The organism is Micromonospora fiedleri (assembly GCF_016774385.1).
GTDB classification, from domain to species: Bacteria; Actinomycetota; Actinomycetes; order Mycobacteriales; family Micromonosporaceae; genus Micromonospora; species Micromonospora gifhornensis.
The window spans coordinates 653,351-678,670 of sequence record NZ_JAETXL010000003.1 but is presented as its reverse complement, the minus strand read 5'-3'; the positions used below and the strand labels follow the sequence as shown (position 1 = coordinate 678,670).

The 25,320-nt window shown below is 71.1% G+C and carries 19 protein-coding genes; 8 read left to right on the top strand and 11 right to left on the bottom strand.

Features of this window, described 5'->3' with window-relative positions; translation table 11 throughout:
- Positions 1-24 precede the first annotated feature (24 nt).
- A complete protein-coding gene (locus JMF97_RS31250; RefSeq protein WP_203221420.1) occupies positions 25-1,503 on the top strand; it encodes a cation:proton antiporter domain-containing protein in 1,479 nt (492 codons plus the stop codon).
- A 39-nt stretch (positions 1,504-1,542) separates the two neighbouring features.
- Here JMF97_RS31250 and JMF97_RS10815 read toward each other — a convergent pair whose 3' ends face one another.
- The 3 genes from JMF97_RS10815 to JMF97_RS10805 all read right to left on the bottom strand — a co-directional run bounded on the left by JMF97_RS10815 (position 1,543) and on the right by JMF97_RS10805 (position 7,397).
- Entirely contained in the window at positions 1,543-3,237 is a 1,695-nt protein-coding gene (locus JMF97_RS10815; protein WP_238359215.1) for a hypothetical protein, read from the bottom strand.
- A 265-nt stretch (positions 3,238-3,502) separates the two neighbouring features.
- Entirely contained in the window at positions 3,503-5,098 is a 1,596-nt protein-coding gene (locus JMF97_RS10810; protein ID WP_203221418.1) for a xylulokinase, read from the bottom strand.
- Between the two features lie 4 nt (positions 5,099-5,102).
- Positions 5,103-7,397, bottom strand: coding sequence for an aminotransferase class III-fold pyridoxal phosphate-dependent enzyme (locus JMF97_RS10805; protein WP_307816866.1), 2,295 nt, complete (start codon positions 7,395-7,397; stop codon positions 5,103-5,105).
- A 58-nt stretch (positions 7,398-7,455) separates the two neighbouring features.
- On the opposite strand from JMF97_RS10805, the gene JMF97_RS10800 reads away from it, so the two are divergent.
- From JMF97_RS10800 to JMF97_RS10790, 3 genes are all read left to right on the top strand, one after another.
- Positions 7,456-8,655, top strand: coding sequence for a PucR family transcriptional regulator (locus tag JMF97_RS10800; RefSeq protein ID WP_203221417.1), 1,200 nt, complete (start codon positions 7,456-7,458; stop codon positions 8,653-8,655).
- 75 nt (positions 8,656-8,730) lie between these two features.
- A complete protein-coding gene (locus JMF97_RS10795) occupies positions 8,731-11,871 on the top strand; it encodes a hypothetical protein (RefSeq protein ID WP_203221416.1) in 3,141 nt (1,046 codons plus the stop codon).
- A gap of 89 nt (positions 11,872-11,960) precedes the next feature.
- A complete protein-coding gene (locus JMF97_RS10790) occupies positions 11,961-12,905 on the top strand; it encodes an acyltransferase domain-containing protein (RefSeq protein ID WP_203221415.1) in 945 nt (314 codons plus the stop codon).
- A gap of 28 nt (positions 12,906-12,933) precedes the next feature.
- Here the strand turns inward: JMF97_RS10790 and JMF97_RS10785 are convergent, their stop codons facing one another.
- From JMF97_RS10785 to JMF97_RS10775, 3 genes are all read right to left on the bottom strand, one after another.
- On the bottom strand, positions 12,934-14,286 hold the full coding sequence (locus tag JMF97_RS10785; protein WP_203221414.1) for a GNAT family N-acetyltransferase: 1,353 nt from the start codon (positions 14,284-14,286) through the stop codon (positions 12,934-12,936).
- Positions 14,287-14,585: 299 nt separating this feature from the next.
- Positions 14,586-15,353: an ABC transporter permease gene (locus JMF97_RS10780; protein ID WP_203221413.1), complete on the bottom strand. Its 768-nt coding sequence runs from the start codon at positions 15,351-15,353 to the stop codon at positions 14,586-14,588.
- The gene (locus tag JMF97_RS10775; protein WP_203221412.1) at positions 15,350-16,087 is read right to left on the bottom strand and encodes an ABC transporter ATP-binding protein; all 738 of its coding nucleotides are present in this window, start codon (positions 16,085-16,087) and stop codon (positions 15,350-15,352) included. Before JMF97_RS10775 ends, JMF97_RS10780 begins: the two co-directional genes overlap by 4 nt.
- Before the next feature lie 111 nt (positions 16,088-16,198).
- Between JMF97_RS10775 and JMF97_RS10770 the strand changes: the two genes are divergently transcribed.
- From JMF97_RS10770 to JMF97_RS10760, 3 genes are all read left to right on the top strand, one after another.
- Positions 16,199-17,302: a sensor histidine kinase gene (locus JMF97_RS10770; RefSeq protein WP_203221411.1), complete on the top strand. Its 1,104-nt coding sequence runs from the start codon at positions 16,199-16,201 to the stop codon at positions 17,300-17,302.
- Entirely contained in the window at positions 17,299-17,943 is a 645-nt protein-coding gene (locus JMF97_RS10765; protein ID WP_203221410.1) for a response regulator, read from the top strand. Before JMF97_RS10770 ends, JMF97_RS10765 begins: the two co-directional genes overlap by 4 nt.
- A gap of 71 nt (positions 17,944-18,014) precedes the next feature.
- Positions 18,015-19,151 (top strand): acyl-CoA dehydrogenase family protein, encoded by a 1,137-nt coding sequence (locus tag JMF97_RS10760; RefSeq protein WP_412101334.1) that lies wholly within the window; start codon positions 18,015-18,017, stop codon positions 19,149-19,151.
- 76 nt (positions 19,152-19,227) lie between these two features.
- Here the strand turns inward: JMF97_RS10760 and JMF97_RS10755 are convergent, their stop codons facing one another.
- Genes JMF97_RS10755 through JMF97_RS10745 form a run of 3 tightly spaced genes read right to left on the bottom strand, consistent with a single transcriptional unit; the run spans position 19,228 to position 21,535 of the window.
- Entirely contained in the window at positions 19,228-19,785 is a 558-nt protein-coding gene (locus tag JMF97_RS10755) for a TetR/AcrR family transcriptional regulator (RefSeq protein WP_203221408.1), read from the bottom strand.
- Positions 19,782-20,576 carry an ABC transporter permease gene (locus tag JMF97_RS10750; RefSeq protein ID WP_203221407.1) on the bottom strand — a complete coding sequence of 265 codons (795 nt, stop codon included), beginning with the start codon at positions 20,574-20,576 and terminating at the stop codon, positions 19,782-19,784. Before JMF97_RS10750 ends, JMF97_RS10755 begins: the two co-directional genes overlap by 4 nt.
- Before the next feature lie 29 nt (positions 20,577-20,605).
- On the bottom strand, positions 20,606-21,535 hold the full coding sequence (locus JMF97_RS10745; RefSeq protein ID WP_203221406.1) for an ABC transporter ATP-binding protein: 930 nt from the start codon (positions 21,533-21,535) through the stop codon (positions 20,606-20,608).
- 102 nt (positions 21,536-21,637) lie between these two features.
- Between JMF97_RS10745 and JMF97_RS10740 the strand changes: the two genes are divergently transcribed.
- Complete coding sequence (locus JMF97_RS10740) at positions 21,638-22,609, top strand: GNAT family N-acetyltransferase (RefSeq protein WP_238359063.1); 972 nt, start codon at positions 21,638-21,640, stop codon at positions 22,607-22,609.
- A 28-nt stretch (positions 22,610-22,637) separates the two neighbouring features.
- On the opposite strand, the gene JMF97_RS10735 is transcribed toward JMF97_RS10740, so the two are convergent.
- Entirely contained in the window at positions 22,638-23,471 is an 834-nt protein-coding gene (locus JMF97_RS10735; protein ID WP_203221405.1) for a metallophosphoesterase family protein, read from the bottom strand.
- Between the two features lie 25 nt (positions 23,472-23,496).
- Positions 23,497-25,290, bottom strand: coding sequence for an ABC transporter ATP-binding protein (locus JMF97_RS10730; RefSeq protein ID WP_203221404.1), 1,794 nt, complete (start codon positions 25,288-25,290; stop codon positions 23,497-23,499).
- Positions 25,291-25,320 lie beyond the last annotated feature (30 nt).

Below are 25,320 nucleotides of genomic sequence, written 5' to 3'. Positions count from 1 at the left end.
CGAGTCCACCCGGGAGTCCTCACCGTGCACGCCGACCTCGTGGGCTTCGGTGCCCTTGTGCTGATCGCGGGCCTGCTGGCCCGCTTCGGTCGCCGGATCAACCTGCCCACGGTGCCGTTCTTCATGCTCGCCGGCATCCTGCTCGGCCCGGGTACCCCGGGTCCGGTGCTGGTGGCCCATCCCGAGGATCTGGGCCTGCTCGCCTCGCTGGGTCTGGTCCTGCTGCTGTTCCATCTCGGCGTCGAGTTCCCGGTCGAGCAGGTGATCGGCAGCGGCAAGCGGCTGTTCGTGGCGGCCGGCGCGTACATCGCCCTCAACATCGGCGCCGGGCTGATCTTCGGGTTCGCGCTCGGCTGGGGCGGCTACGAGGCGTTCGTGATAGCCGGCGCGTTGGGCATCTCCTCCTCGGCCATCGCCACCAAGCTGCTCATCGAGCTGCGTCGACTGGCCAACGCGGAAACCCCGGTCATCCTCGGCATCATCGTGATCGAGGACCTGTTCCTCGCGCTGTACCTGGCGCTGCTGTCGCCGCTGCTGTCCGGGGCCGGGTCGGCGGGGGAGCTGGCGCTGCGCATCGGGCTCAGCTTCGCGTACCTGGTGGTGCTCTTCGCCGTCGCCCGGTACGGCGCCCGCCTGGTCGGCAGGATCATCGACAGCAACGAGGACGAACTGCTGTCCATTCTGATGGTCGGGCTGGTGGTGCTGGTGGCCGGCGTCTCGGCCGAGATCGGTGTCTCCGACGCGATCGGTGCCCTGATGATCGGCCTGGTGGTGTCCCGTACCGCCCTCCGGGAACGGGTGGAACGGCTGGTCCTGCCGCTGCGGGACGTCTTCGCGGCGGTCTTCTTCGTGGCGTTCGGGCTCAGCATCAACGTCGGCGCGATCGGCTCGGTGGCCCTGCCGGTGCTGCTGGCGGTGCTGATGACCCTGGTGACGAACGTGCTCGCCGGTCTGATCGCCGGCCGGTTGTTCGGGCTCAACCAGCGTGGCACGGCCAACGTGGGCCTGACCGTGCTGGGGCGCGGCGAGTTCTCCCTGATCCTGGCCACTCTCGCGCTCGCCGCCGGCCTGGACGCCCGCCTCGGCCCGTTCATCGCCCTGTACGTGCTGGTGCTGGCGGTGAGCAGCCCGCTGCTCGCGGCGAACTCGCGCTACCTGGCGCGGATCATCCCCGACCGGTTCCTGCACGGCAACTGGCGGTACGTGCGGGAGGAGACCATGAGCACCGCCTGCACCCACCTGGACCGGATCAACATCACCGAGTCCGACGCCGAGGCGTGTCCGCAGTGCGTGGAGAGCGGCGACGACTGGGTGCAGTTGCGGATGTGCCTGACCTGCGGCGCGGTGGGCTGTTGCAGCGACTCGGTCAACAGCCACGCCGAGGAGCACTACCGGCAGACCGGCCATCCGCTGATCCGGTCGTTGGAGCCCGGCGAGCACTGGCGCTACTGCTACATCGACGGCGCCCTGGTCCGCGAGCCGATGGGCGCGACCCGGGAGTAGGCCGCGGTCCGCCGGCCCGGCCGCCGCGTCGCGTCCGTCTCAGCCGAGGTGGTAGACGACCGCGCCGTCGACCTCCTCCCGGGTGATGCCGAGACCGTCCAGCGGTCGGGTGGTGACGCCGTCCCACGGTGTGCCGAAGAGCTGATCCGGCAGCACGACCACCGACCGGATGCCGACCTGCCGCAGATAGGCGATGCTGTCGGCGTCGGGGAAGGTCATGCTCACCGAGCGGATCTGCTGCTGGTGGGGCGGCACGAAGTTGGCGAAACCGTTGGCGACCCGGGGGAACCCGTCGGTGGACCAGAGCATGACGTGGAATTCGGAGATGCCTTCGGCGGGCAGGACCAGCAACGGTTCGGGGGCTGACCGGATCGCCGTCGGCGCCGGTGGCGCGACCGGGTGCGGGGTCCGGTTGACGCCTTCGACCAGGACCAGCAGCAGCGGCACCAGGAGCACGATCCGCCCGACCACTCGCGGCCACCGCATGGTGGGCAGTTGCCGCCCGAACTCCGTGATCGCGCCGGCGGCGAGAATGGCGAGCAGCAGGCTCGTCCACACCATGAGCCGCCCGGGGGTCCGCAGCGCGTCCCAGCCGGGCAGCAGACGCGACAACGTCATGTATCCCGGATCGCCGTCACCGATGAGGTTGCTGCCCAGCCCGAGCGCACCGCTGACCAGCACACCGAGCCCGAGCAGCAGGCGGTGCCGGAGGCGGAACACCGAGTAGCTCAGCCCGGCCACCCCCAGCATGATCAACGTGATGCCGGGCAGCAGGGTCATCTCCGGCGGCCAGGTCAACTGCGCCCGAGCGGGCTCGAAGTAGTTCCCCCACAGCCAGGAGTCCGCCGGGGCGATGAAGTATCCCCGCAGGGGCGGGGAGAACATCTCCGTCCACGACAGATCCCGGCGAGCCTGCGGATACAGCTCCACCACCCGCAGGAATGTGGTCCCCAGCCAGATGCACACCGCACCGAAGACGACGCCACCGAACAGGTTGGCCAGCACCACCCGGCGACCCAGGACCCACCGACCGCTGCGCCACCGGCGCCAACCGACCGCCGCCGACACCACCAGCACCGCGCCGGCCAGGATGTAGATCAGCGGTAGGCCGATCGCGAGGCCGAGACACACCTGCCAGGTGGCGACCAGCCAGCCGGCCACGATCCAGCCGGGGCGGTGCAGCGCCGGCCGGTGCCCCTCCCGCAGCGACCAGCCGTGACCACGAGCCAGCATCGCCAGGCACAACGCGATGCCGCCGGTGGAGAGGATGTTCAGGTGGCCGCTGTGCGCGAGCCGCCACGGCGCGAAGGCCCAGGCGATGCCGGCGACCGCCGCCGCCGTCCGGATGCCACCCAGCTGACGCACCAGGGCGTACGCTCCGACGAAGGCGAGTGCGTGGGCGAGGACGTAGAGCAGGTTGTAGCGGAACACGGCCGCTTCCATGCTGCCGCCGAGCATCCCGGCGGGCGCGTACCCGAGCAGGGTGTCGGTGTAGGCGTAGGTGTACGCCTCCGGGAACAACGCGTTGGAGTGCCAGAGCGCGAGCGGGTCGGTGATCAGGGCGTGCCCGGCCCAGGCGACCTGCCATGTCTGCAATGTGGGATCCCCGATGTCGCCGGGGATGGTCGTCCACGGATGCTTCAGCGTCGGCCAGGTGAGGACGACGGCCAACAGCAGGCCGGCCAGCGACGCCAAGGTCCATTCGTGACGCAGCAGCCGCGACGCCGTCGCCAGTGCCCCGGCCGGACCGGCTTCACCGGCACCGGACTCCGGTGTCGATTCCTCCTGGTCAGGGCCGGGTTGCTGGTCGTCGGTGGGAGAGGTGCCGAGGGACTTCCGGCGTGTCGTCTCCACGTACCCTCCTGTCGGTGGCCGGCGTCGGCGTCCTAGCGTCGCATCCACGGCAGACAAACGCCATCATCGATGGATGCCGGAACTTCCGGAATCGGCGACCCGGCGGTGATCCCAGTCGATGAGAGGGCCAGCGGACCGGTCTGCGTCAGCGGGGGCGGTTCAGCCGGCGGTACACCGGGGCCAGCCGCTGATGCAGATCCCGGTAGACGGCGAAGATCTCGTCATAGGTGGCCCGGTGCTGCGGCGTCGGGGTGAAGACCCGGTCGGTACGCATCAGCTCGGGAATGCCGGCGAAGTCGAGCCGCCCGGCGCCGACCGCACCGATCCAGCCGGCACCCCGGGCGTTGACCGCCAGCGGCTGGGCATCGCGGCGGATCTGCACGCCCAGCACGTCGGCGAAGATCTGGCACCACGAGTCCGACAACGCCCCGCCACCGGTGATGGCCAGCGAGGTGACCGGCGTGCCGAGGAACCGGTCGACCGCCGAGGCCAGCCAGCGGGTGTTGAGGGCCACCCCCTCGAAGACCGCCCGCAGCAGGTCGGAACGGTTGGTGTCCAGCGAGATGTTGAAGAATCCGGCGCGCAGGTTCGCGTCGTCGACCGGGGCTCGTTCGCCGTACAGCCAGGGGGTGTAGAGCACGCCGTTCGCGCCCGCCGGCACCGTCGGGATGATCATGTCGAAGGCGTCGAAGATGGAGCCCTCGTCGCGGCTGACGTGACCGGCGCCGAGCAGCGGATCGTCGTACTCGACGATCTTGTCGCGCAGCCAGGTGAGGTTGGCCCCGGCGGTGGCCTGGAGCGCGGTCATCAGGTAGCGGTCGCCGATCGCGCAGGGCACCGAGGCGATGCCGGCCAGCACGTCGGTCTTCTTGCCCGGCACGTGCGCGGCGATCCACGACGAGGTGCCCAGATAGAGGTGGGCCTGGCGGTCGCCGGTGGTGCCGGCCCCGATCGCCGCCGCCGTGGTGTCGATCGCCCCGGCCACCACCTGCACCGACTCGGGCAGCCCCAGGTGCGCGGCGGCGGCCGGGGTCAGCGGGCCGAGCACCTCGGTGCAGGCGACGATCGGCGGCAACTTGTCGGCGTCGATGCCGCAGTCGGCGACCAGCGCGGGGGAGTAGCGGATGTCTCCTGGGCGGCGGTTGTCGGTGACCCAGGAGGTGAGGATCGAGTCGACGGTGGCGACCGTCCGTCCGGTGAGCCGCAGGTTGATCCAGTCGAGCACGTTGAGGAAGGCGGCGGTGCGGGCGTACACCTGCGGCAGTTCGTCGCGGACGAACAGCATGTGGGCGGCCGGGTCCTTGCCGGTCGGCGAGGGCATGCCGCCGGTGAGCCGCAGCCACCGCGCGATGCGGCGCACCGACATCCCCTGGTACGCGGGGAAGCCGCGGAACTGTCGACGCAGGTGCGGTGCGCCCCGCATGTCCAGCCAGGAGATGCACGGCGTCAGCGGCTCCCCGGCGGCGTCCACGGCGATGGTGCCCTCGCCCTGGGTGGAGGCGCAGACGGTGGCCACCGCCCGCATCTGGTCGGGATGGGCGCGGCCCAGGTCGGCGGCGACCGCGCCGAGCGCCGCCCACCAGGTCGCCGGGTCCTGCTCGGCGCCGCCGCCGGGCAGCACCCGCAGCGGCAGGGACCGCTCGGCCCAGCCGGTGACGGTGCCGTCGGCGGCGACCAGGGCGGCCTTCAACGCCGAGGTGCCCAGGTCGATTGCGAAGACCTGGGGTGCGGTGGCGGCCACCGGCTCAGACCCCCTCGACGAGGGCGAAGACCTGATCGAAGCGGCCCAGGGCGTCGTCGATGACGGCGTCGGTGTCGGCCATCGAGGTGTACATCCGGGAACCGGCCAGGGTGATGATGCCGTGCGCGGTGTACGCCGCACCCATCTGCTCCATCAGCCGCTTGCGGGCCTTGTTCTCCTTGAGCAGCTTGACCGGGTTGCGCATGTCCAGCAGCATCACGCCGCTGCACTCCAGGTGCACGATCGAACCCTGGTTGTACGCGACGTACGGCAGCCCGTACGAGTCGATCAGCCGTTGCAGTCCCCGGGTCAGCCGGTCACCGGCCCGCCCGGCGATCACCGGCGCTCCGGTCCGGGCCATCTCCTCGATGGCGAAGTAGCCGGCCGCGCAGGACAGCGGGTTGGCCGACAGGGTCCCGCCGACCTGGATGTGCGCCCCGCTCTTGCCGTCCAACCCGGAACCGAAGACCGCCATCACGTCGGCGCGCCCACCGACCCCGCCGGCCATCGGGTAGCCGCCGGAGACCGCCTTGCCCAGCACGGTCAGATCCGGGGTGACCCCGAAGTAGCCGGCCGCGCCGCCCAGGCCGAGCCGGAAGCCGGTGACCACCTCGTCGAAGATCAGCAGCGCGCCGAACTCGTCGCACAACTCGCGGACCTTGGCGTTGAAGTCCCGTGGCGCGGGCCGGGTGCCGGATTCCGGGCCGACCGGCTCGACCACCACCGCCGCCGTACCGCCGCGCAGCCGGTTCTCGATCAGCTTGCGTCTGAGCTGTCCGAGGTCGTGCGGGAACGCCTCGCGGGTGCGGGCGGTGGCGCCGAAGGGGATGCCCTTGGCGTTCATCCGGTACGTGCCGGGCACCCGCAGGCCGTAGACCATCGTGTCGGACCAGCCGTGGTACGCCCCACCGACCTTGATCACCATCTTCTTGCCGGTGAAGGCCCGCGCGCCGCGTACCGCCGCCATCACCGCCTCGGTGCCGGAGCCGAGGGAGCGGTACATCTGGATGTGCGGCATGTACCGGTGGATGATCTCGGCGAGTTTGAGTTCGTACTCGTGGAACAGGCCGGTCACCGGACCGCACTCACGGACCACCTCGGCGACCCGTTCGTTGACCGGGCCGTAGTTGCTGCCCAGGATCGTCGGACCACCGGCCTGGAGAAAGTCGATGTAGGTGTTGCCGTCCCGGTCGACCAGGTACGCCCCCTCGGCCTTCTCGATCGCGAGCGGGAACGGGTAGTTGAAGGCCAGGTTGTGCTGCACCCCGCCGGGGATGCGCCGCTTGGCCCGGTCGGTGATCTCCTTGCTGGCCCGGCACTTGGTGTCGAAGTAGTTCAGCACGTCGAGCAGCGCGTCGTGGCGCAGCCCGCGTACCGGCTGGGCGGTCAGCGCCTTGAGTCGACGCATCACGTCGTCGACGTCCGGGTACGCGCTGATCGCGTACCCGAGCGGGGCGGGCTCGGCCCCCGACGCCTCGTCCGTGGTCTGCGCGGTGACCGCGTCCGCGCTGGGCAGGGCCTCGTCGGCCGGCACCCGCAGCGGCTCGACCGCCTCGGTGATCTGCGCGGCGATGCGCTTCTCGTCGGCCCGCAACTTGCCGAAGGCGATCTCCCGGATCGCCGTCGGGATGGTGTGCACCTTCCCCGCCTCGCTGGTCAACGCCAGCAGGTACGCGATGGAGACCTTCTCCAGCAGCGCCATGTTGAACACCGCCCGGTCCGGGTCGGTGCCCACCGCCACCACCCCGTGGTTGGCGATGATGAACGCGTTGTCCCCGCTGGCCACCTTCTTCTGCACGTTGCGGGCCAGGAACGAGGTGCCCGACGGGGCGTAGTCGATGATGGCCACCTCGCGGCCGAGGAACCGTACCTGCTCGTCGGTGAGCGCCGGGATCGGCTTGCGCAGGAACGCCAGCGCCGAGGCGTACGGCTGGTGGGTGTGCACGACCGCGTTGACGTCCGGGCGTTCCCGGTAGATGTTGGCGTGCATCCCGCACTCGATGGAGGGCTTGAGGTCGACGCCGGAGTCGTCGGGCACGTGCTTGCCGTCGAAGTCGACGATGCAGATGTCCTCGACCCGCATCCGGTCGTAGTCGTAGTTGCTCGGGGTGACCGCGTACAGCCGGTGACCGGGCACCCGCACCGACACGTTGCCCTCGGTGGCCTTGAGGTAGCCACGGGCGAGCATGGTGCGGCACATGTCGACCACGTGCTGGCGGGACCGGCGATGCTGCACGGCACTCTCCTCGGTCGGGTCGGTGGTGGCGTCCATGGTCACCCGGACCGCGTGTCGAAACACCGTCCCGCCGGCAGCGACAATCCCCGGCGTTTTTATCCTGCCGTGACAAAATCGCCGGGTGACCGTGCCCGGGTCCGCGCCTGCCTGGCGACGCCTCTCCGCCGACCTGGCCACCGCCATGCGCCCGCACCTGCCGGTGACTGTCGACGCCGTGGCGGTCGCGGTCACCGAGGCCACGCCGGCCTTCGCCGGGATCGCCGACGACAAGTTCGCCCGGGACGTGCGGCACGCCGTCCAGGTCGCGCTCGACCGCTTCCTCGACCTGGTCGGCACCGACGAACCGGCGCTGCCGGGCCCCTTCCGGGAGGTCTTCGTCGCCCTCGGTGCCGCCGAGGCACGGGAGGAACGCGGACCGGAAGCACTGCTCGCCGCGCTGCGGATGGCGGGACGGCAACTGCTGCGTACCGCGTCGCAGTCGCTGGCCCGGCTGCGTCCGGTCGGCACCGAGGAGCTGATCGACCTCTCCGACGCGGTCACCGCGTACGTCGACGAACTGGCCGCGGCGAGCACCGACGGGTACGCCCTGCAACTGCGCGAGCAGGCCGGCGAGGGCGACCGCCGCCGGCACCTCGCCGAGCTGCTGCTGCGCGGCGACGGCATGCCCAGCGCGGTCGGCGCGGCGGCGGCCCGGATCGGCTGGCCCGACCTCGACGCCGTGCTACCGGTGCTGCTGCCGCTGGACCAGGCCCGCGACGTGCGGTTCCGGTACGGCCCGGACGGTCTGGTGGTCGAGCGTGGCCGGGACGCGGTGCTGCTGCTGCGGGCCGGCCCGCGCGCCACCCAGGCCGCGCTGACCGAGGCGCTGGCCGGGCGGTGGGCCGTGGTGGGACCGGCACTGGCCTGGCCCCAGGTGCCGGCGGCGGTCCGGCTCGCCGAGCTGGCCGCCGGGCTGCTCGGGCCCGACCCGGGCCCGATCTTCGTCGACGATCACCTGGTCGCGCTGGCGCTGCGCGGCGAGACCGGCGCCCTGGCGGTGCTCACCGCCCGCCGCCTCGCCCCGCTGGCCGACCTGCGCCCCGCGCAGCGCGAGAACCTGCTGTCCACCCTGCACAGCTGGCTGCGGCACTGGGGTTCACGGGCCGAGGTCTCCGCCGAGTTGTTCGTGCACCCGCAGACGGTCAGCTACCGGCTCAAGCGCCTGCGCGAGCTGTACGGCGACCAGTTGGACGACCCGAGCGCCCGATTCGAGCTGATGGTGGTGCTGGCCAGCCGGCTCGGTGTCCCGGCCGCAGGCGGTGGCGGCGCCGCCTCCCATTGAGTTCCCACTGTCTTCCCACTGGCGCCGGTCAAGCTGCGTCGACGGCCAGACGGCCGAGGATGATGAGGGTAGAACGTGCACAGCCAACTCAACGCCACCGGTGGCGCGGTGGCATCCAGGGCGGACCTACCGGTCGGCCCGCGCCGGGGCGGTCGACACCGCTGGTGGCGTACCCGCGGTCTGTGGACCCTGACCGCGCTCGTGGCCGCAGCGGCAATGGCGGCGTCAAGCATCGTCGTCGCGCCATCGGCCTCCGCCAACGACACCACGTCCGTCTCGGTCGACGAGGCGAGCCTGCGCCGAGCCCTGTTCACCATGCACATGCGGGCCCGGATCAACGGCGCGGACGGCTTCAAGGACATGATGCTCAGCGCGGAGATGATCGCCTACCGCCAGTTGCATCCGCAGGCCACCCGACAGCAGATCATCGAACACTCCGTCATCCGGCGGAACTTCTACAACAGCCGGCTGACCGCCGACGACCTGGAGCGTCCGGCGTACCAGTTCGTGCTCAAGCTGCTGGAGCTGAGCGCGATGGCGCCCGGCGGCACGGTCGCCGCGCCGATCATGCGGGAGCTGATGGAGTCGACCGTCGGCACCCAACTGCGCAACTACGGCGCGATGGTGGATCAGATCACCGCCGCGCAGTTCCAGCACTCCTGGTTCCAGCAGGCGTACGAGGTGCAGAACTGGATCTGGCACGGGGTGGCGAACCTCTCGCTCGCCGACAGCACCTTCCGTGAGGCGTGGAACGCCACCTTCGGGGTGCAGTACAACGTGGACGGCGCTGCGACCATCGACAGCCTCGCCGCCGACCCGTACCTGGCGACCTGGCTGAACGTCAACGCGATCCTCGACAACCAGCAGAACAACCAGCAGTGGCTGGCCGACACGATGGCCCAGCTCGAAGACCTGCTGGGCGCCATCGGCGGCCGGGTGGACGGCTACAACGAGGCGTTGCGCGAGCTGCTGGAGCGTTTCCCGCTGGCCAACGACGCCGCGCAGCCCACCGCACAGGACCGCCGGGCCGCGGTGCAGCAGGCCAACGCCGCCCAACAGTGGATCAACGGGGCGGCCGGCGCGGTGGAGGTGCTCGCGCTGCTCGCCGGCTTCGTCGACCCGCGGGCCGGGCAGACGGTCGCCGCGGTGGGCCGAGCGGCCAGCCAGATCGCCACGGCCATCAACCAGTACCTGCCGACCGTTGCGGGCCTCGGGCTCGGTGCGGCGCTGACCTCGATGAGCACCCTTGCGCTGACCGGCAACGTGCTGGGGGCGATCTCGGCACTGCTGCCGATCTTCGCCGGGGGTCTGAGCCCGGAGGAGCAGATCCTCGACCAACTGCGGGCGCTGCGGCAGGACGTGGCCGATCTGCGGACCAACATGAACGACCGCTTCGACCGGATCGAGCGCGGCCTCGGCACCATCTACGCCGACATGTTGGAACAGTTCGGGGTGGTCATCGAGCTGCAGAACGCCACGAACGCCCAGCTCATCCAGATCAACGAGCGGCTCGCCAAGCTGACCGAGCAGGTCGACATGTGGGGCAGCGCCATCTTCGCCAACCAGAAGACGGCGGCGGTGAGCGACATCAAACGCCGGATCAACCGGGGCGTTGGGTACGAGGCCCGGACCGGGCGGCCGCTGCCGTACTCCGACACCAGCGTCAACTACAGCGACCTCGCCGAGGACCTCGTGTTCGACGCCACCGAGGTGGCGCGCGACAGTCGATTCATCGCGCCGTTCACCGCGACCGACTCGAATCAGGCCTTGAACATGTACGGCACCTACGGTTCCATCGGCTACCTGCACCACTACGGCAAGGGCAACGGGCTCGGCTCGGGCAGCAACGAGGTGCACAACCCGGTCGACGCGGAAGCGTGGCTGCTGGCGGCCACCGGGTACCAGATGCTGCTGGCGCAGAATCCGGAGCATGGTGCCCGTACCGACAGTGAGCAGTCCGACCGGCTGCTCGCGGCCGGCAACCAGATCCAGGAGGCGGCGCGGGACCTGAGCCGGGCGAAGAAGGACCCGGTCGCACCCTACGGCCACCTGAACGACCTCATGCGCAACGCCATCATGCAGTACCGGGTGACGGCGTGGGAGATGTCGAAGCGGGCCGCCGTGATCCGCGACGAGATCCGCGGTGCGGGCCAGCACAACCCGTTCGCGGGCCCGAAGCAGGACGTGCCGGCCGGCCAGAAGCCGACGGCTGACCCGGCCACCGTGCCGTCCTGCACGGCCGGCGGAGTGGCCCTGAGCCGACCGAGTCAGGTCAGCTACATCGACCTGCCGCAGGCGCTCTGGGTGGCGCAGTACGGCCGGGCCGACTCGCCGGTCCAGCTCTGCCACGAGTCGGGCTGGATCAACGTGGACACCCGCACCTCCGGCCGGTGGGAGATCACCACCGCCGACCTCCAGTTCAGCATGCGGGTGCGGCAGAAGTGGGACGGCACCTGGCGGGTGGTGCGGGAGTGGACGAAGGTCTTCCCGCTGGGCGAGGTCTGCCGGGTGCACGTGGACGGCACGCCCGGCGCCTGCCGCCAGGCGTCTCAGGACATCGCCAGGTGGGACTCCACCTACAAGGCGCAGTTCCAGCAGTCCGCCAGCGACGTCGACAACATCGAAGAGGCCCGCGTACGGTCGACCAACTGGCTGCACCAGCAGGCCGCGGACTACTACACCCGGGTCAGCCGGGAGTTGAGCAACCCCAACCCGACCAAGCCGGAGGAAACCCTTTACCACTTGAACCAGCAGCTGACCAAGCAGGCGCGGTTGATGACGTCGTACATCAAGCTCGGCTTCGGCACCGCCCTGCAGCAGGACGAACGGATCAGCAGCAACCTGGTGGGCAGGTACCGCACGCCGTCGGACATGGACGGTACGAACATGGTCACCGGCCCGTACGAGCACGCGCGGTCGAACTACTGTGCCGACAACGCGTTCCCGTGCACGCTGAAGCCGGAAGCCGCGATCGAGACGTCGCCCTTGACCGGCGAGTCCCGACTCGGCTGCAACCTGCAGACCACCCTCGACCCCGTCGCGTACTGCCTGGAGTACCTCACCTACCAGCGCACCGACGTGATGCGGGACCAGTTGGTGCTCTGGTCGAAGAAGCTGGCCGACAAGGAGTACGTGGAGGGACTGCCCGCGGTCGAACTGGCGCTGCAGAGCATCCGCACCGCCCAGGCGGTGGCCGCGGCGACGCCGATCCAGTGAGTCCACACCGATGAGATGGCAGATGCCCGGCGGCCCGCCGGGCATCTGTCGCCTTCTGCTCCGGATCGCCGGTCGGTAGGGTCGGCCGGGTGGACCCTGTCGACACCGCCGCCCGACTCGCCGTGCCCGTCGAGGAGGTCGAGCGGGTGCACCGGCTCGCCGGTGACCACCCGTCGGCGCCGCTGCCCGCCGCATCCGACGCACCGGAGATCCTCGCCCGGCTCGCGGTTCCGCCCGACGACGCCGCCGAGATCATCGCGGGCTGGCCCGACCCCGGCTCACCGCAGTGGACGCCGGAGCTGCGGTGGCTGCTCGACCGCTCGATCGCGCTGGTCCGCGCCGATCTCGGGGGCTACGGCTGGCTGCCGCCCGGTCCGGAGTTGCCCCGGGACCGAGGTCCCGCCTGGCGGCACCTCTACGTGTACGCGTACCTGGCCCTTCTCGACGTCACCATGGCGTACCACCGCGACCACGGTATCCCCGACGCGGTCTCCTGGACGACCCTCGCGGATCTCGGCCGGAACCTGGCGATCGACCGGCGGATGCGCGGCGAGGGCTGGCCGGTCATGCAGAGCTGGCTGACGCTGCACACCCGCGGCAGCCTGTACGAGCTGGGCCGGTTGCAGCACCACCGCGCCGGCGCCACCATCGACCTGCACATCCCGGACTCCGGGCCGCTGAGCCCCGAGGCGATCGACGCGTCGCTGGACCAGGCGCGGGCGTTCTTCCCACGCCACTTCCCCGACGAGCACTACACCGCGTTCGCCTGCGGCTCGTGGCTGCTCGATCCGCAGCTGGCGGAGTACCTGCCCGAGGACTCCAACATCATCCGGTTCCAGCGCCGGTTCGAGCTGGAGCCCTACGAGCAGCCCGAAGGGCTGGACGCCGACGTCGAAGTCCTGCGGTTCGTGTTCCGTACCCTGAGCACGCCACTGGACGCGTTGCCCCGCCGTACCGTGCTGCAACGCGCGATCATCGACCACCTGGCCGCCGGCCACCACTGGCAGTGGCGGCGCGGCCGATTCCCGCTCTAGCGCACGCCCGACGGCGACCGACGCACCCCTACGTCGCCGCCAACACCTCGGCGAGCATCCGATGACCCTGGGCTTCGAACGACTCGTCACCCACCTGGTGGGCCCAGGCCGCGGTGCCGATCGCCGCGCGGACCTGGGTGCGGTACCACGCACCGGCCTCGCGCGGGTCGATGCCGTACCCGTCCAGGAAGGCCGTTTCCAGGCGCGGATCGCGACGGAAGTCCTGCACCGCCAGCCGGGCGAAGTCGCTGAGCGCGGGACGCAGCGCCGCCCGGCCGAAGTCGATGATGCTCACGATGCCGTCGTGCACGAGCCAGTTGCGGGGCTGCCAGTCACCGTGGGTGGGCACGAGGGTCGCCGGCGGGGTCGGCCAGTCGGCGATCTCGGCGCGCAGCCGCGCGACAGTGCTCGCGGCGATCCGGTGCGGCCGGTCGAGCCAGGCCAGTGACCGTTCGTTCTCCCGTCGCTCGTAGTCGTCGTCGACGACAGCGCTCTGGGCGTGCAGCAGCGCCAGCAACTCGCCCGCCTGCCGGTACGTGTCGGGCTGATCGGCATGCCCGGTGCCGAGCACCAGCACCCCGGGCAGGTAGCGGGTGACGAGGAGCTGGTCCTCCGCGCTGCCGTGCACCAGCACCGGCGCGCGACCCCGGTCGGTCCAGGGCCGCAACCAGTGGCGGTGGGCGTACAGTTCCCGCTCGATGTGGCGGTCGTCGGCACCACCGGCCTTGACGATGAACCGTGACCCCGCGCAGACCACCTCGATCACGCTCGTCGCCACCAGACCCCAGCTGTGGTCCCGCACGACAGTCGCCCCCGGAAGCCACCGTCGCAGCAGCGCCCGCTGCCGTGGTGCGAGGGCCTCGTCCCAGTCCGGCGGCCCGCTGCGATCGGCCCGGTCGGATGCGCCGTCCTTCGCCGACTGTGCCGTCGGAGGGTGGGCGTACTGCGTGATCCAGAGACCGGGGACGACCTCCACCTCGCCGGTCCGCACGAACCCGAGACCCTCGTACAACCCCCTGGCGGGCCGGTTGTCCCGTCCCGTCGCCACGACGACTCGACGGTGACCGGCCGAGGCGAGAACCCCGCCCACCAACGCCCTGCCGACGCCTCGCCGATGCGCCCCCGGGTCGACGACGAGCCGATCGATGTCCACCACCGACTCGTCCTCCGACCAGCCGATCGCCCCGACCAGCCGGTCCTCCTGGAAGGCGCCGAGCCACCTCAGCGGCGCGGCACGCACCTCGTCGAGCGTCTCGTGCAGCGGCGGGATCCGGTCGTCGCCGATGATCGCCGCCTCCACCGCGTACGCCGCATGCTGCACCGCCAGCAGCGCCCGAGCCAGGGACTCGTTCCCGCCGGGTGTGATCTCCCTGATCTCCATCGGTCGATCTCGCCTTCCGAATCGGCTTTCGAAGCGACCGCCCGATCTTGCACCATGACGGGCATGGGGAAGACTCAGGTGCTGGCGAAGGTCACCGAGGATCTGCGGCACGGGCACTACCACCCTGCCATGCAGCGTTTGGCGAGCCTCACCGCCTAGACCCCGCCGTGCTCGTGCCGCTGTACCGCCCAGCCCATGATCGTGCTCGATGCGGGATCGAGTGGCTTTCGTGCGATGGTTGGCCACTCGATCCCGGATCGAGCGTGAATCCTCACCCTCGCGCGCGGAGTTCGTCGGGGTTATTCCCAGCGGAACAGGAGGGCGGCTACCAGGGTGCCGAGGAGGACTGTCGCGCCGAGACCGAGCAGGGCAGTGGCGTCGACGGCCGCGCCGGTCCAGGCGGACGAGATGGCGTCCACGGCGGCGCCGAAGGGCAGCCAGCCGCCGAGGTCGGCGAGCGGATCGGGCAATGCCTGCCGGCCACCGAACATGCCGCCGAGGGTGCCGAGGAGGAAGAACGCGACCAGGCCGAGGGCCACGGCCGAATTCGGTGTCGGTGCGACCGCCGCGACCAGCATGCCGATGGCGTACATCGCCGCCATGGTGAGCGCCAGCACGCCGAGCGCCACCGCGACGTCGGCCGGCGGGCGGGCGTCGAACACCAGCACCGCCACCCCGGCGGCCACCGTGATGCCGACGAGCGTCTGCGCGACGCTCACGATCGCCTGGGCGGCCAGCACCAGGGCCGGCGAGAGCGGGGTGACCGCCAGCCGCCGCAGGATGCCCGAGCGCCGATAGTAGGCCAGGAAGCTTGGCATGTTGATGATGCCGATCATCGCCACGACCATGGTGACCACCAGCGGAAGGACGTACACCTCCAAGGCCGTACGCCCGTCGGCCACGACCTGGTTGCCGGCGGAACCGGCGCTGGTCAGCAGGATCAGCAGCGGCAGGCCCAGCGGGACGACCAGCCCGGCGGTGTCCCGTACGACCATCCTGGCCTCGCAGCCGACCAGGACGAGCAGGGCGCGTACCCCCGGCCGGTGGGGCGTGATCGCGGTGGTCATGTCGCCTCCTCGAGGTCCTTGCCGGTCAACGTGACGAACGCGTCGTCGAGGGTGTCGGTGCCGGCCCGGGTACGCAGACCGGCGGGCGTGTCGACCGCGACGACCCGGCCGGCGTCGAGGACGGCGACCCGGTCGCAGAGCCGTTCGACCTCCTCCATCGCGTGGCTGACCAGCAGGACGGTGACTGCCTCGGACTTGAGCTGCTCGATGGCGCTCCACATGCGTCGCCGGGCCGCCGGGTCCAGGCCGGTGGTCAGCTCGTCGAGGATCGCGACCCGTGGCCGCCCGACCAGCGCGAGGGCGATGGAGAGCCGCTGCTTCTGCCCACCGGAGAGCTTCTCGAAGATGGTCCGGCGCTGCCGGGTCAGGTCGACAAGTTCCAGCAGTTCGTCGGCGGGGCGTGGGTCGGGATAGAAGCTGCGGTACAGCTCGACCAGTTCGCTGACGCGCAGCGCGTGGTGCAGGTAGGCGTCCTGGAGTTGTACGCCGAGCACCTGCCGCAGTCGGGCGCGGTCGCGACGGGGGTCGAGGCCGAGGACGCGTACCCGTCCCCGGTCGGGCACCCGGAGGCCGGCGATCATCTCGATGGTCGTGGTCTTGCCGGCGCCGTTGGTGCCGAGGATGCCCATGGTCTCGCCGGGCGCGACCCGCAGGCTCACCTGCGCCACCGCCTGGACGTGGCGGTAGCTCTTGGCGAGGTTCTCGGCGAGGACGGCCGGCTCGGAACTGGTCATGCTCCGACGCTACGAGCGTCGCCGGGACGGTGTCGTGTGCCGGAAGTCATCACCGGCGACCATGACTTCCGGCACCGGTTACCAGGGACGAACCCCACCTAGGGTGGGGACATGCGACGTGTCGGCACCGAGGAGTGGTCCGGTCTGGCGATGCTCGTGGTGGCGGTGGCCGTCGCCGCCCCCGGCCTGTTCGGCGCGGTCGAGCTGATGATCGGGCGGGGCTGGTGGCTCGCCCTGTTCGTGCTGCTGCTGGCGGCGCTGTTCACCGCGATGGCCGCGCCCGAGCAGGGCCGGTCGCGGTACGTGGCGTACGGGGTGGCCGTCGTCGCCGCCTGGACGTTGGTGCTCACCGCGCAACACCTGGGGTTGCTGCCCGTGCTGCTGGTCCTCACCGCCGCGGTGAGCGTCTACGTGGTGCCGCTGTCCGTCGGGCTGACCGTGGTCGGCCTCAACACGGCGGTGATCATCCTCGTCGCGGTGCCGACCACCCGTACGCCGGCGGAGTTGACCCTGATCGTCGGGTTCTACCTGCTCATCCAGCTGGCCTCGCTGCTCAGCTCGATGACCCTGCTGCGCGAACAGCGGATGCGTCGTGAGCTGGCCGCCGCACACGTCGAGCTGAAGGCCGCCGGTCTGCGCCTGGAGGAATCGGCGCGGACCGAGGAACGTCTGCGGATCTCCCGGGAGCTGCACGACCTGATCGGCCACCAGTTGACCGTGTTGACCCTGGAGTTGGAGACCGCCCGGCATCGCGACGGTGCTGCGGCGCGGGAGCACGTGGAGCGGGCCGATCGTGTCGCCCGGGACCTGCTCGGCGACGTCCGGGCCACGGTCGGACAGTTGCGTACGGAGACCGTCGATCTCGGCCAGGCGCTCCGGCGGATGGCGCGCGACCTGCCCGGCCTCGACGTGTCGATCGACGTGTCGGCCGACGTGCAGGTGGACGAGGAGCGCGCGGCGGCGTTCGTCCGCGCGGCACAGGAGATCATCACCAACACCATCCGGCACGCCGAGGCGCAGCGGCTGCGGATCTCGGTGACCGGTGACGACGGTGCCGCGGTGCTCGACGCGCACGACGACGGGCGCGGCGCGCGTCGGCCGACGTTCGGCAACGGGCTGCGGGGGCTGCGGGAACGCTTCGAGGCGCTCGGCGGCGAGGTGGTCGTCGACGGCTCGGCGGGCTTCCGGGTGACCGCACGGGTGCCCACGTCATGATCCGGGTGGTGGTCGTGGACGACCAGACCCTCGTCCGGCAGGGCATCCGTGGGCTGCTGGAGGTCGCCGAGATCGACGTCGTCGGTGAGGCCGCCGACGGCCGGGCCGCGCTGCCGGTGATCGCGCAGACCATGCCCGACGTGATCCTGCTGGATCTGCGGATGCCCCGCTTCGACGGCATCTGGACCATCGAACAGCTCAAGGCCGCCGACATCGACATCCCGGTGCTGGTGCTGACCACGTTCGACGACGACGCGCTGGTGCTCGGTGCCCTCCGCGCGGGGGCGCGCGGCTACCTGCTCAAGGACGTGACCCTGGGGCAGCTGACCCGGGCGATCCACACGCTCGCCGACGGTGGCACGCTCATCGCCCCGTCGATCACCGATCGGATGCTGCGGGCGATCCGTTCGGATCCCTCACCGGCCGGCCCGGACGCGCCCACCGCGCAGAGCCTCACCGAGCGCGAACGGGAGGTGCTGCGGCTGGTCGCGCACGGTTACAGCAACCGGGAGATCGCCGGTGCGCTCTTCCTGGCCGAGGGTACGGTCAAGAACCATGTCTCCATGATCCTGACCAAGCTCGGCGCCCGGGACCGGACGAACGCGGTGCTGCGCGCCCTGCACGAGGGCATCCTCGACTGACTCCGACCGCGCCGAAAAGGAAACCGACCGTGACCCTGACCGTTCCCGCGTCCACCCTCGACTACTTCGGGATCGATTCGCTGATCGACGACGACACCCGGCAGTTGCAGGCCGCCGTGCGCGAGTTCGTCGACCGGCGAGTCCGGCCGCACATCGCGACCTGGTACGACGACGGTCAGCTGCCGGCCCGGGAGCTGGCCCGTGAGCTGGGTGAACTCGGCGTACTCGGGATGCACCTGCAGGGGTACGGCTGCGCCGGCACCTCCGCCACCGCGTACGGGCTGGCCTGCTTCGAGTTGGAGGCCGGCGACTCGGGCCTGCGTTCCCTGGTCTCCGTGCAGGGGTCGCTGGCCATGTACGCGATCTGGCGGTTCGGCTCGGAGGAGCAGAAGCAGCAGTGGCTGCCCCCGATGGCCGCCGGCGAGGCGATCGGCTGCTTCGGGCTGACCGAGGCGGACTTCGGCTCGGACCCGTCCGGCATGCGCACCCGCGCCCGCCGCGACGGCGGCGACTGGGTGCTGACCGGCACCAAGATGTGGATCACCAACGGGTCGATCGCGGACGTCGCGGTGGTCTGGGCCCGCACCGACGAGGGCGTACGGGGGTTCCTGGTGCCCGCCGGCACACCCGGCTTCACCACCGCCGAGATTACCCGCAAGCAGTCGCTGCGCGCCTCGGTCACCTCCGAACTCGTCCTCGACGACGTGCGGCTGCCCGCCGACGCCATGCTGCCGGCGGCGGCGGGCCTGTCCGGGCCGCTGTCCTGCCTCAACGAGGCCCGCTTCGGCATCGTCTTCGGGGCGCTCGGCGCGGCCCACGACTGCCTTCGGACCACCGTCGAGTACGCCCGCAGCCGGCAGATCTTCGACCGGCCGCTCGCCGCGTACCAGGCCACCCAGCTCAAGCTCGCCGACATGAGCCTGGAACTGGGCAAGGGGATGCTGCTGGCGATGCACCTCGGCGTGGCGAAGGACGCCGGCACCCTGGACCACCGGCAGGTCAGCCTCGGCAAGCTCAACAGTGTCCGGGAGGCCATCGCCATCGCCCGGGAGTGCCGCACCATCCTCGGCGCGGCCGGCATCACCCTCGACTATCCGGTCATCCGGCACGCCGCGAACCTGGAGTCCGTGCTGACCTACGAGGGCACCTCCGAGGTCCACCAGCTGATCATCGGCCAGGTGCTCACCGGCCACTCCGCCTTCCGCTGAGCCGAGGCGTGCCCGGCGACCCCCAGACCGGGCACGCCCGCTCCGGCGTGCGGGTCGCCGGGGCACGCCGGCCGGGTCACCGTGGGCGTGCGCCGTCGAGGAAGAGGGCGACGATCCTGGTCGGGCCGGTGTCGTCGGTGAGATCCGCGGCGCGGGCCAGATGCAGGAACGCGTTCATCAGGAACGCCGGCTCACCGGCGACGACCCCCTGGTCGCGCGCCGAGGTGAAGAACGCGGTGACCGGGTCCAGCACCAGATTCACGTAGCAGGCCCGTACGTGGTCACGGGTTTCGTCGGAGACCAGGTGCAGCGCGTCGTAGATGCGTTGCTCGAAGGTGATCGACTCACCCTTCTGCCCGGCCACCACCGCGGCGAGCGTGCCGAGCCGCTCCTCGACGTCACGATGGTCGACGAGCGCGGCGGCGAGCCGCCCACCGACGTCGCGGATGTAACGCTCGGCGACCGCGATGTAGAGGTCCTCCTTGCCGCCCGGAAAATGGTGGTAGATGGAGGGCTTCTGGATGCCGACGGTCCGCCCCACCTGCGCCAACGAGATGCCCTGGTAGCCGGTCGCGGCGAGTTGCTCGGCGAAGGCGTCCATGATCTGGGCGCGGGTGTCGGTGTGCGGACTCATCGTCTCTTCCTCGCGTTGCGCAGGGCCAGGGCACAGGCGGCGATTCCGGCAACAGCGAGGATGGCGACTGCCGTGACACCGACCGGGGCAGCGGTGAGCGTGTCGCCACTGCCGAGTTGACGGGCGGTTTCGACGATATAGGTCAGCGGGTTGACCGTGGCGATCAACCGCATCCAGGTCGCGAGTTCGTCCACCGGCGCGAAGACGCCGGTGAAGAAGGACAGCCCGAACACGGCGAGCGGGACCAGCCCGGTGGTGGACGCCGAGGCCGACCGGATCGCCAGCGCGGTGCTCAGCAGCGCCACACCGAGTCCCAGCGCCACCATCAGCAGCAGCATCGCGAACACCCCGGGCCAGCTCTGCGGCCGGTAGCCGATCACCGTGGCGCCGACGACCGTGATCACCATCTGCGCGACGACCGCGACCAGCGCGGCGACGACCGGGCCGACGAGGAACGGGGTGGTGCTGCCGTGGGCGAGCCGGAGGCGGTCGAGGTATCCGCTGGTGATGTCGCGCAGCACGAGCGTGCCGGCGGCGCCCGCGCCGGTGGCGACCCCGGTGAGCAGGATCAGCGGGAGCAGGAACGCGATGAAGCCGGTCCCGGGCAGGTAGGAACTGCCGACGGTGCTGAGCTGCCCGGCGTAGACGAGCAGGAAGAACAGGCTCTGCGCGACGGGCGCGACAAGCAGCGCGGGTGAGCGGAGCACGGCTCGGGTGGACCGCCGCACGGCCGCGAGGACGACGGGAGCCGGGGTACGTCGAGGTGCGGCGACGGCCAACGGGAGGGTCATCGGAAAAGCCTTTCGGGTGGCGGCGGGGGTCAGCGGGCGGCCAGGGCGACGAACACGTCGTCGAGCGAGGGTTCGGAGAGGTGAAGCCCGGTGATCTCGCCGGCCACGCCACTGATCTCGGCCAGCGCGTCCCGCAGCGCCGCCGGGTCGTCGGAGATGCCGAGGCGTACCCGGTTGGCGTGGTCGTCGTCGGTGAGGAAGCCGACGCGGGAGGAGGAGACGAGGGCGGTCGAGACGGCGTCGGTGGACAGGTCGAGGGTCAGCGTGCGCGTACCCACGCGGTGCTTGAGTGCGGCCGGGGTGCCCTGGGCGACGACCCTGCCCTCGCGCAGCACCGCGATGTCGGTGGCGAGCACGTCCGCCTCGTGCAGGTCCTGCGTCGAGATGAGCAGGGTGGTGCCGTCGGAGTTGAGCCGGGTCAGTTCGGCCCAGAAGTCGATGCGGGCGAGCGGGTCCAGGCCGGTGGTCGGCTCGTCCAGGATCACCAACGTCGGCTCGGCGACAAGTGCGACAGCCAGGTCCAGCTTGCGCCGGGTGCCCCCGGACAGTGTGGCCACCCGGGACGCGCGGTGCTCGCCCAGGCCGAACAGGTCGAGCAGGTCGCGGGTACGGCGGGTGCGCTGACGCCGCCCCAGGCCCAGGGCCACCGCCTGGAAGTCCAGCACCTCCGTCGGGGTGGCCAGCGGGTCCAGGGCGTTGGACTGCGGTGCGAGGCCGATCAGGCGGCCCGCCTCTCGCGGCTGGCGTACCGTGTCGAAGCCGCCGACGCGCACCGAGCCGGAGGTCGGCACCCGCAGCGTCGCGATGATCTCCAGCAGCGTCGACTTGCCCGCGCCGTTGTGCCCGAGCACGACGAACCGGCTGCCCGGTTGCACACGAAGCGCGAGGTCGTCGAGCGCCCGGCGGGTTTCGTAGACCTTGGTGAGCTCGACGGCCTGCACGATCGGATCGGAAGTCATGCCATCACCCTACCTACCGTTAGGTAGGGTGATGAGGCCGGGGGAGTGCCGGGCCCGAAAATCGGGTGCCGGGCGTGCGGGGTGCGCGTTAGCGTGCCGCCCATGTCCCCGGTGGAGATCCGGCCGTTCGAGGCCGGCGACCTGACGGCCTGCGGCGCGCTGCTGGCACAGCGGCACCGCCGGCACCGTCTCGCGCAGCCGCTGCTCTCGCCCCGCTTCGAGGCATCCGAGACCGCCGTCGCCGAGGTGACCGCCGCGTTCAAGGCGCCGGACGCCTCCGGCGCGGTCGCGACCCGGGGCGGCGTACCGGTCGGGTTCGTGCTCGGCGCGCCGAAGGCCTCGCCGCTGTGGGGGCCGAACATCTGGGTGGAAGCGGCCGGCCAAGCGGCCACCGACGCCGAGACGATGCGCGACCTGTACGCGGCGGCCGCCACCCGCTGGGTCGACGAGGGCCGCACCGCGCACTACGTCGTGGTGCCGGCCGATGACCAGGAACTGGTCCGCGCCTGGTGCCGGCTGGGCTTCGGCCAGCAGCACGCGCACGCCGTCCGGCCGGCGACGAAGCCGGCCACCAAGCCCCTGGCCCAAGACCTGACGGTACGCCGGGCCACCCGGGCCGACATTCCGGACCTCGCCCGGCTCGACCTCGAACTACCGACGCACCAGGGCCTTTCCCCGACCTTCTCGGCCGGCCGGATCGGCACCGTCGAGGAGAGCCTCGACGACTGGGCCGACGACATCGACAACCCGGAGTACGCCACCTTCGTCGCCGTCCGCGACGGCACGGTGATCGGCTCCGCGATCGGGTGTGCGCTGGAGAAGTCGAGCAGCCACCTCGGCCCGGCCCGCCCGGACAACGCCGGGTTCCTCGGCTACGCCGCGGTCTTCCCACCCGCCCGTGGGGCCGGTGCCGGTCGGGCGCTCGGCACGGCCGTCGTCGACTGGGCCGTCGACAGTGGCTTCGACTGCGTCGTCACCGACTGGCGGGTGACAAACCTGCTGTCCTCACGCACCTGGCCGAGGCTCGGCTTCACCGAGACGTTCCTGCGGCTGCACCGCACGATCGGTTACTGACCCGCGGGCACCGGCAGCGGCACGCCGATCACGAGGGGGTCCCGAAGATCCGACGTAGCGGGTCCGGGGTCGGGCCCCGGCGGCTCCACTCCCGGGGGTAGCCGAGCGAGACCTCCTCGAACCGTACGCCGTCGTAGTAGGTCGTCCGGGGGATGTGCAGGTGACCGTAGACCACCGCGGCGGCCCGGAAGCGTACGTGCCAGTCGGCGGTGCGGACCGTTCCGCACCACTGCGCGAACTCCGGGTACCACAGCACCTCGGTGGGCTGGCGCACCAGCGGCCAGTGGTTGACCAGCAACGTCGGCATCGCCGGATCCGCCGCCGCGAGGCGACGTTCGGACAGCGCCACTCGGGCGTGGCACCAGGCTTCCCGGTCCGGGTAGGGGTCGGGGTGCAGCACCATCTCGTCGACGCAGACCACACCCTTGTCGTACGCCTGGCGCAGCGCCTCCTCCTTGGTGTCCGCGCCCGGCGGCCGGAACGTGTAGTCGTAGAGCAGGAACAGCGGGGCGATCGTCACTGGCCCGCCCGGCCCCCGCCAGACGGCGTAGTCGTCCTCCGGGGTGAGCACGTCGATGTCTCGGCACATCCGGACCAGGTCCCGGTAGCGGTGCTCGCCGCGCAGCCGCACCGGATCCGACGCGTGCGTCCACAGCTCATGGTTGCCGGGCGCCCAGATCACCTGGGCGAACCGGCCACGCAGCAGGCGCAACGTGCGTTCGATGTCGTCGAAGCGCTCGCCGACGTCACCGGCGACGACCAGCCAGTCGTCGGCGGACTCCGGCTCGATCCGGTCGACGATCTGTCGATTTTCCGCGTACCCGACATGCAGGTCGCTGGTTGCGAAGAGTGATCCCGCCATCCCGTCGATCATCCCAGCCCGGCCTTCAGGAGGCCAGACTGGCGTAGCGGCCGTTGCGGTCGCTCAGGCTGTGGTGGTCGCCGGCCTCGACGACCCGGCCGTGGTCGAGCACCACGATCTGGTCGGCGTCGCGGACGGTGGAGAGCCGGTGGGCGATGGTGATCGTGGTACGTCCCTCGGCGAGCACGTCGAAGGCGCGTTGCACGGCCCGTTCGGTCTCGGTGTCCAGGGCGCTGGTGGCCTCGTCGAGGACCAGGATCCGGGGGTCACGCAGCAGCGTCCGCGCGATGGCCAGGCGCTGCTTCTCGCCGCCGGAGAACCGGTGGCCGCGCGAGCCGACCATCGTGTCGTACCCGTCGGGAAGGCCGGCGATCAGGTCGTGGATCTGGGCCGCGCGGGCGGCCTGCTCGATCTCGGCGTCGGTGGCGTCCGGCCGGGCGTAGCGCAGGTTCTCCCGGACGGTGCTGTGCAGCAGGTACGTCTCCTGACTGACCACGCCGACGATCGCGGCCAGGTCGGCCAGGCGCAGGTCGCGCAGGTCCACACCGTCGACGGTGACCCGGCCTGCGGTCGGGTCGTACAGCCGGCTGACCAACGCGGCGAGGGTGCTCTTGCCGGAGCCGGTCTCACCGACCACCGCGAGGTGGGCGCCGGCGGGTACGTCGAGGTTGATCCCGGCGAGGGCGGCGGTGTCGTTGCCCGGATAGGTGAAGGTGACGTCCTCGAAGCGCACGTGCCCGCGTACCCGGGTGGGGTCGAGGTGGACCGGTTCGGCGGGGTCGTCGACGTCGACCGGCAGGTCCAGGTACTCGAAGATCCGGGCGAACAGCGCCAGCGACGCGGCCAGCGAGACGCCCACGTTGAGCAGCCCGGTCAGCGGCCGGAACAGGCCGCTCTGCAGGGCGGTGAAGGCGACCAGGGTGCCGATGCTCAGCGTGCCGGCGGTGCCGGGCAGACCGGCGGCGAGGTAGATGACGGCGGGTACGGCGGCGAAGATGATGCTCATCGTGGCCATCCGCCACCGGCCGGCCAGCTCGCTGCGCAACTCCAGGTCCACCAGCCGCGCAGAGGAGGCGGTGAACCGGTCGATCAGGGCAGGCCCGGTGCCGAGGGTCTTGGCCAGCTGCACCCCGCTGATCGACAGCCCTTCCTCGACGGTGACGTTGAGGTCGGCGAGTTCGCGCTGGCGGCGGGCGGTGATCTCCCGACGCATCCGGGCCACCCGGCGGGTCAGCCAGATCGCCGGTGGCAGCACGACGAGTGAGACCAGGGAGAGCTGCCAGGACAGCGCCACCATGGCGACCGCGGTCGCGACCACGGTGGTGAGGTTGGACGCCACGGCGGTGGCGGTGGAGGTGACCACCGACTGCATCCCACCGATGTCGTTGGTGATCCGGGACTGCACCTCCCCGGTGCGGGTGCGGGTGAAGAAGCCCAGCGACTGCCGCTGGAGGTGGCCGAAGACGTCGGTGCGCAGCTTGTGCATCACCTGTTGACCGACCCGGGTGGAGATCCAGGTCTGCACCACGCCGAGCACGGCCGTGACGGCGGCCACCGCGACCATGCCGAGGACCAGCCAGACCAGCAGGGTCACATCGCCTTCGGGCAGGGCGCGGTCGATCACCGTACGCAGCAGGAACGGGGTGGCCATCGCGATGACGGAGGAGGCCACGATGATCGCGGTGACGACGGCCAGCGCGGGCCGGTGCGGGGTGAAGAGTCGGCCGATGCGGCGCAGTGACACCTGGCGGGCCTGCGCCTTCTCCTCGGCGCTGAGGGTGCGGTGGCCGCGGTCGCGGCCGCTGGGGGAGGGTTCCAAGGGGAACCGCCTCTCGTCGGGATCAGATGC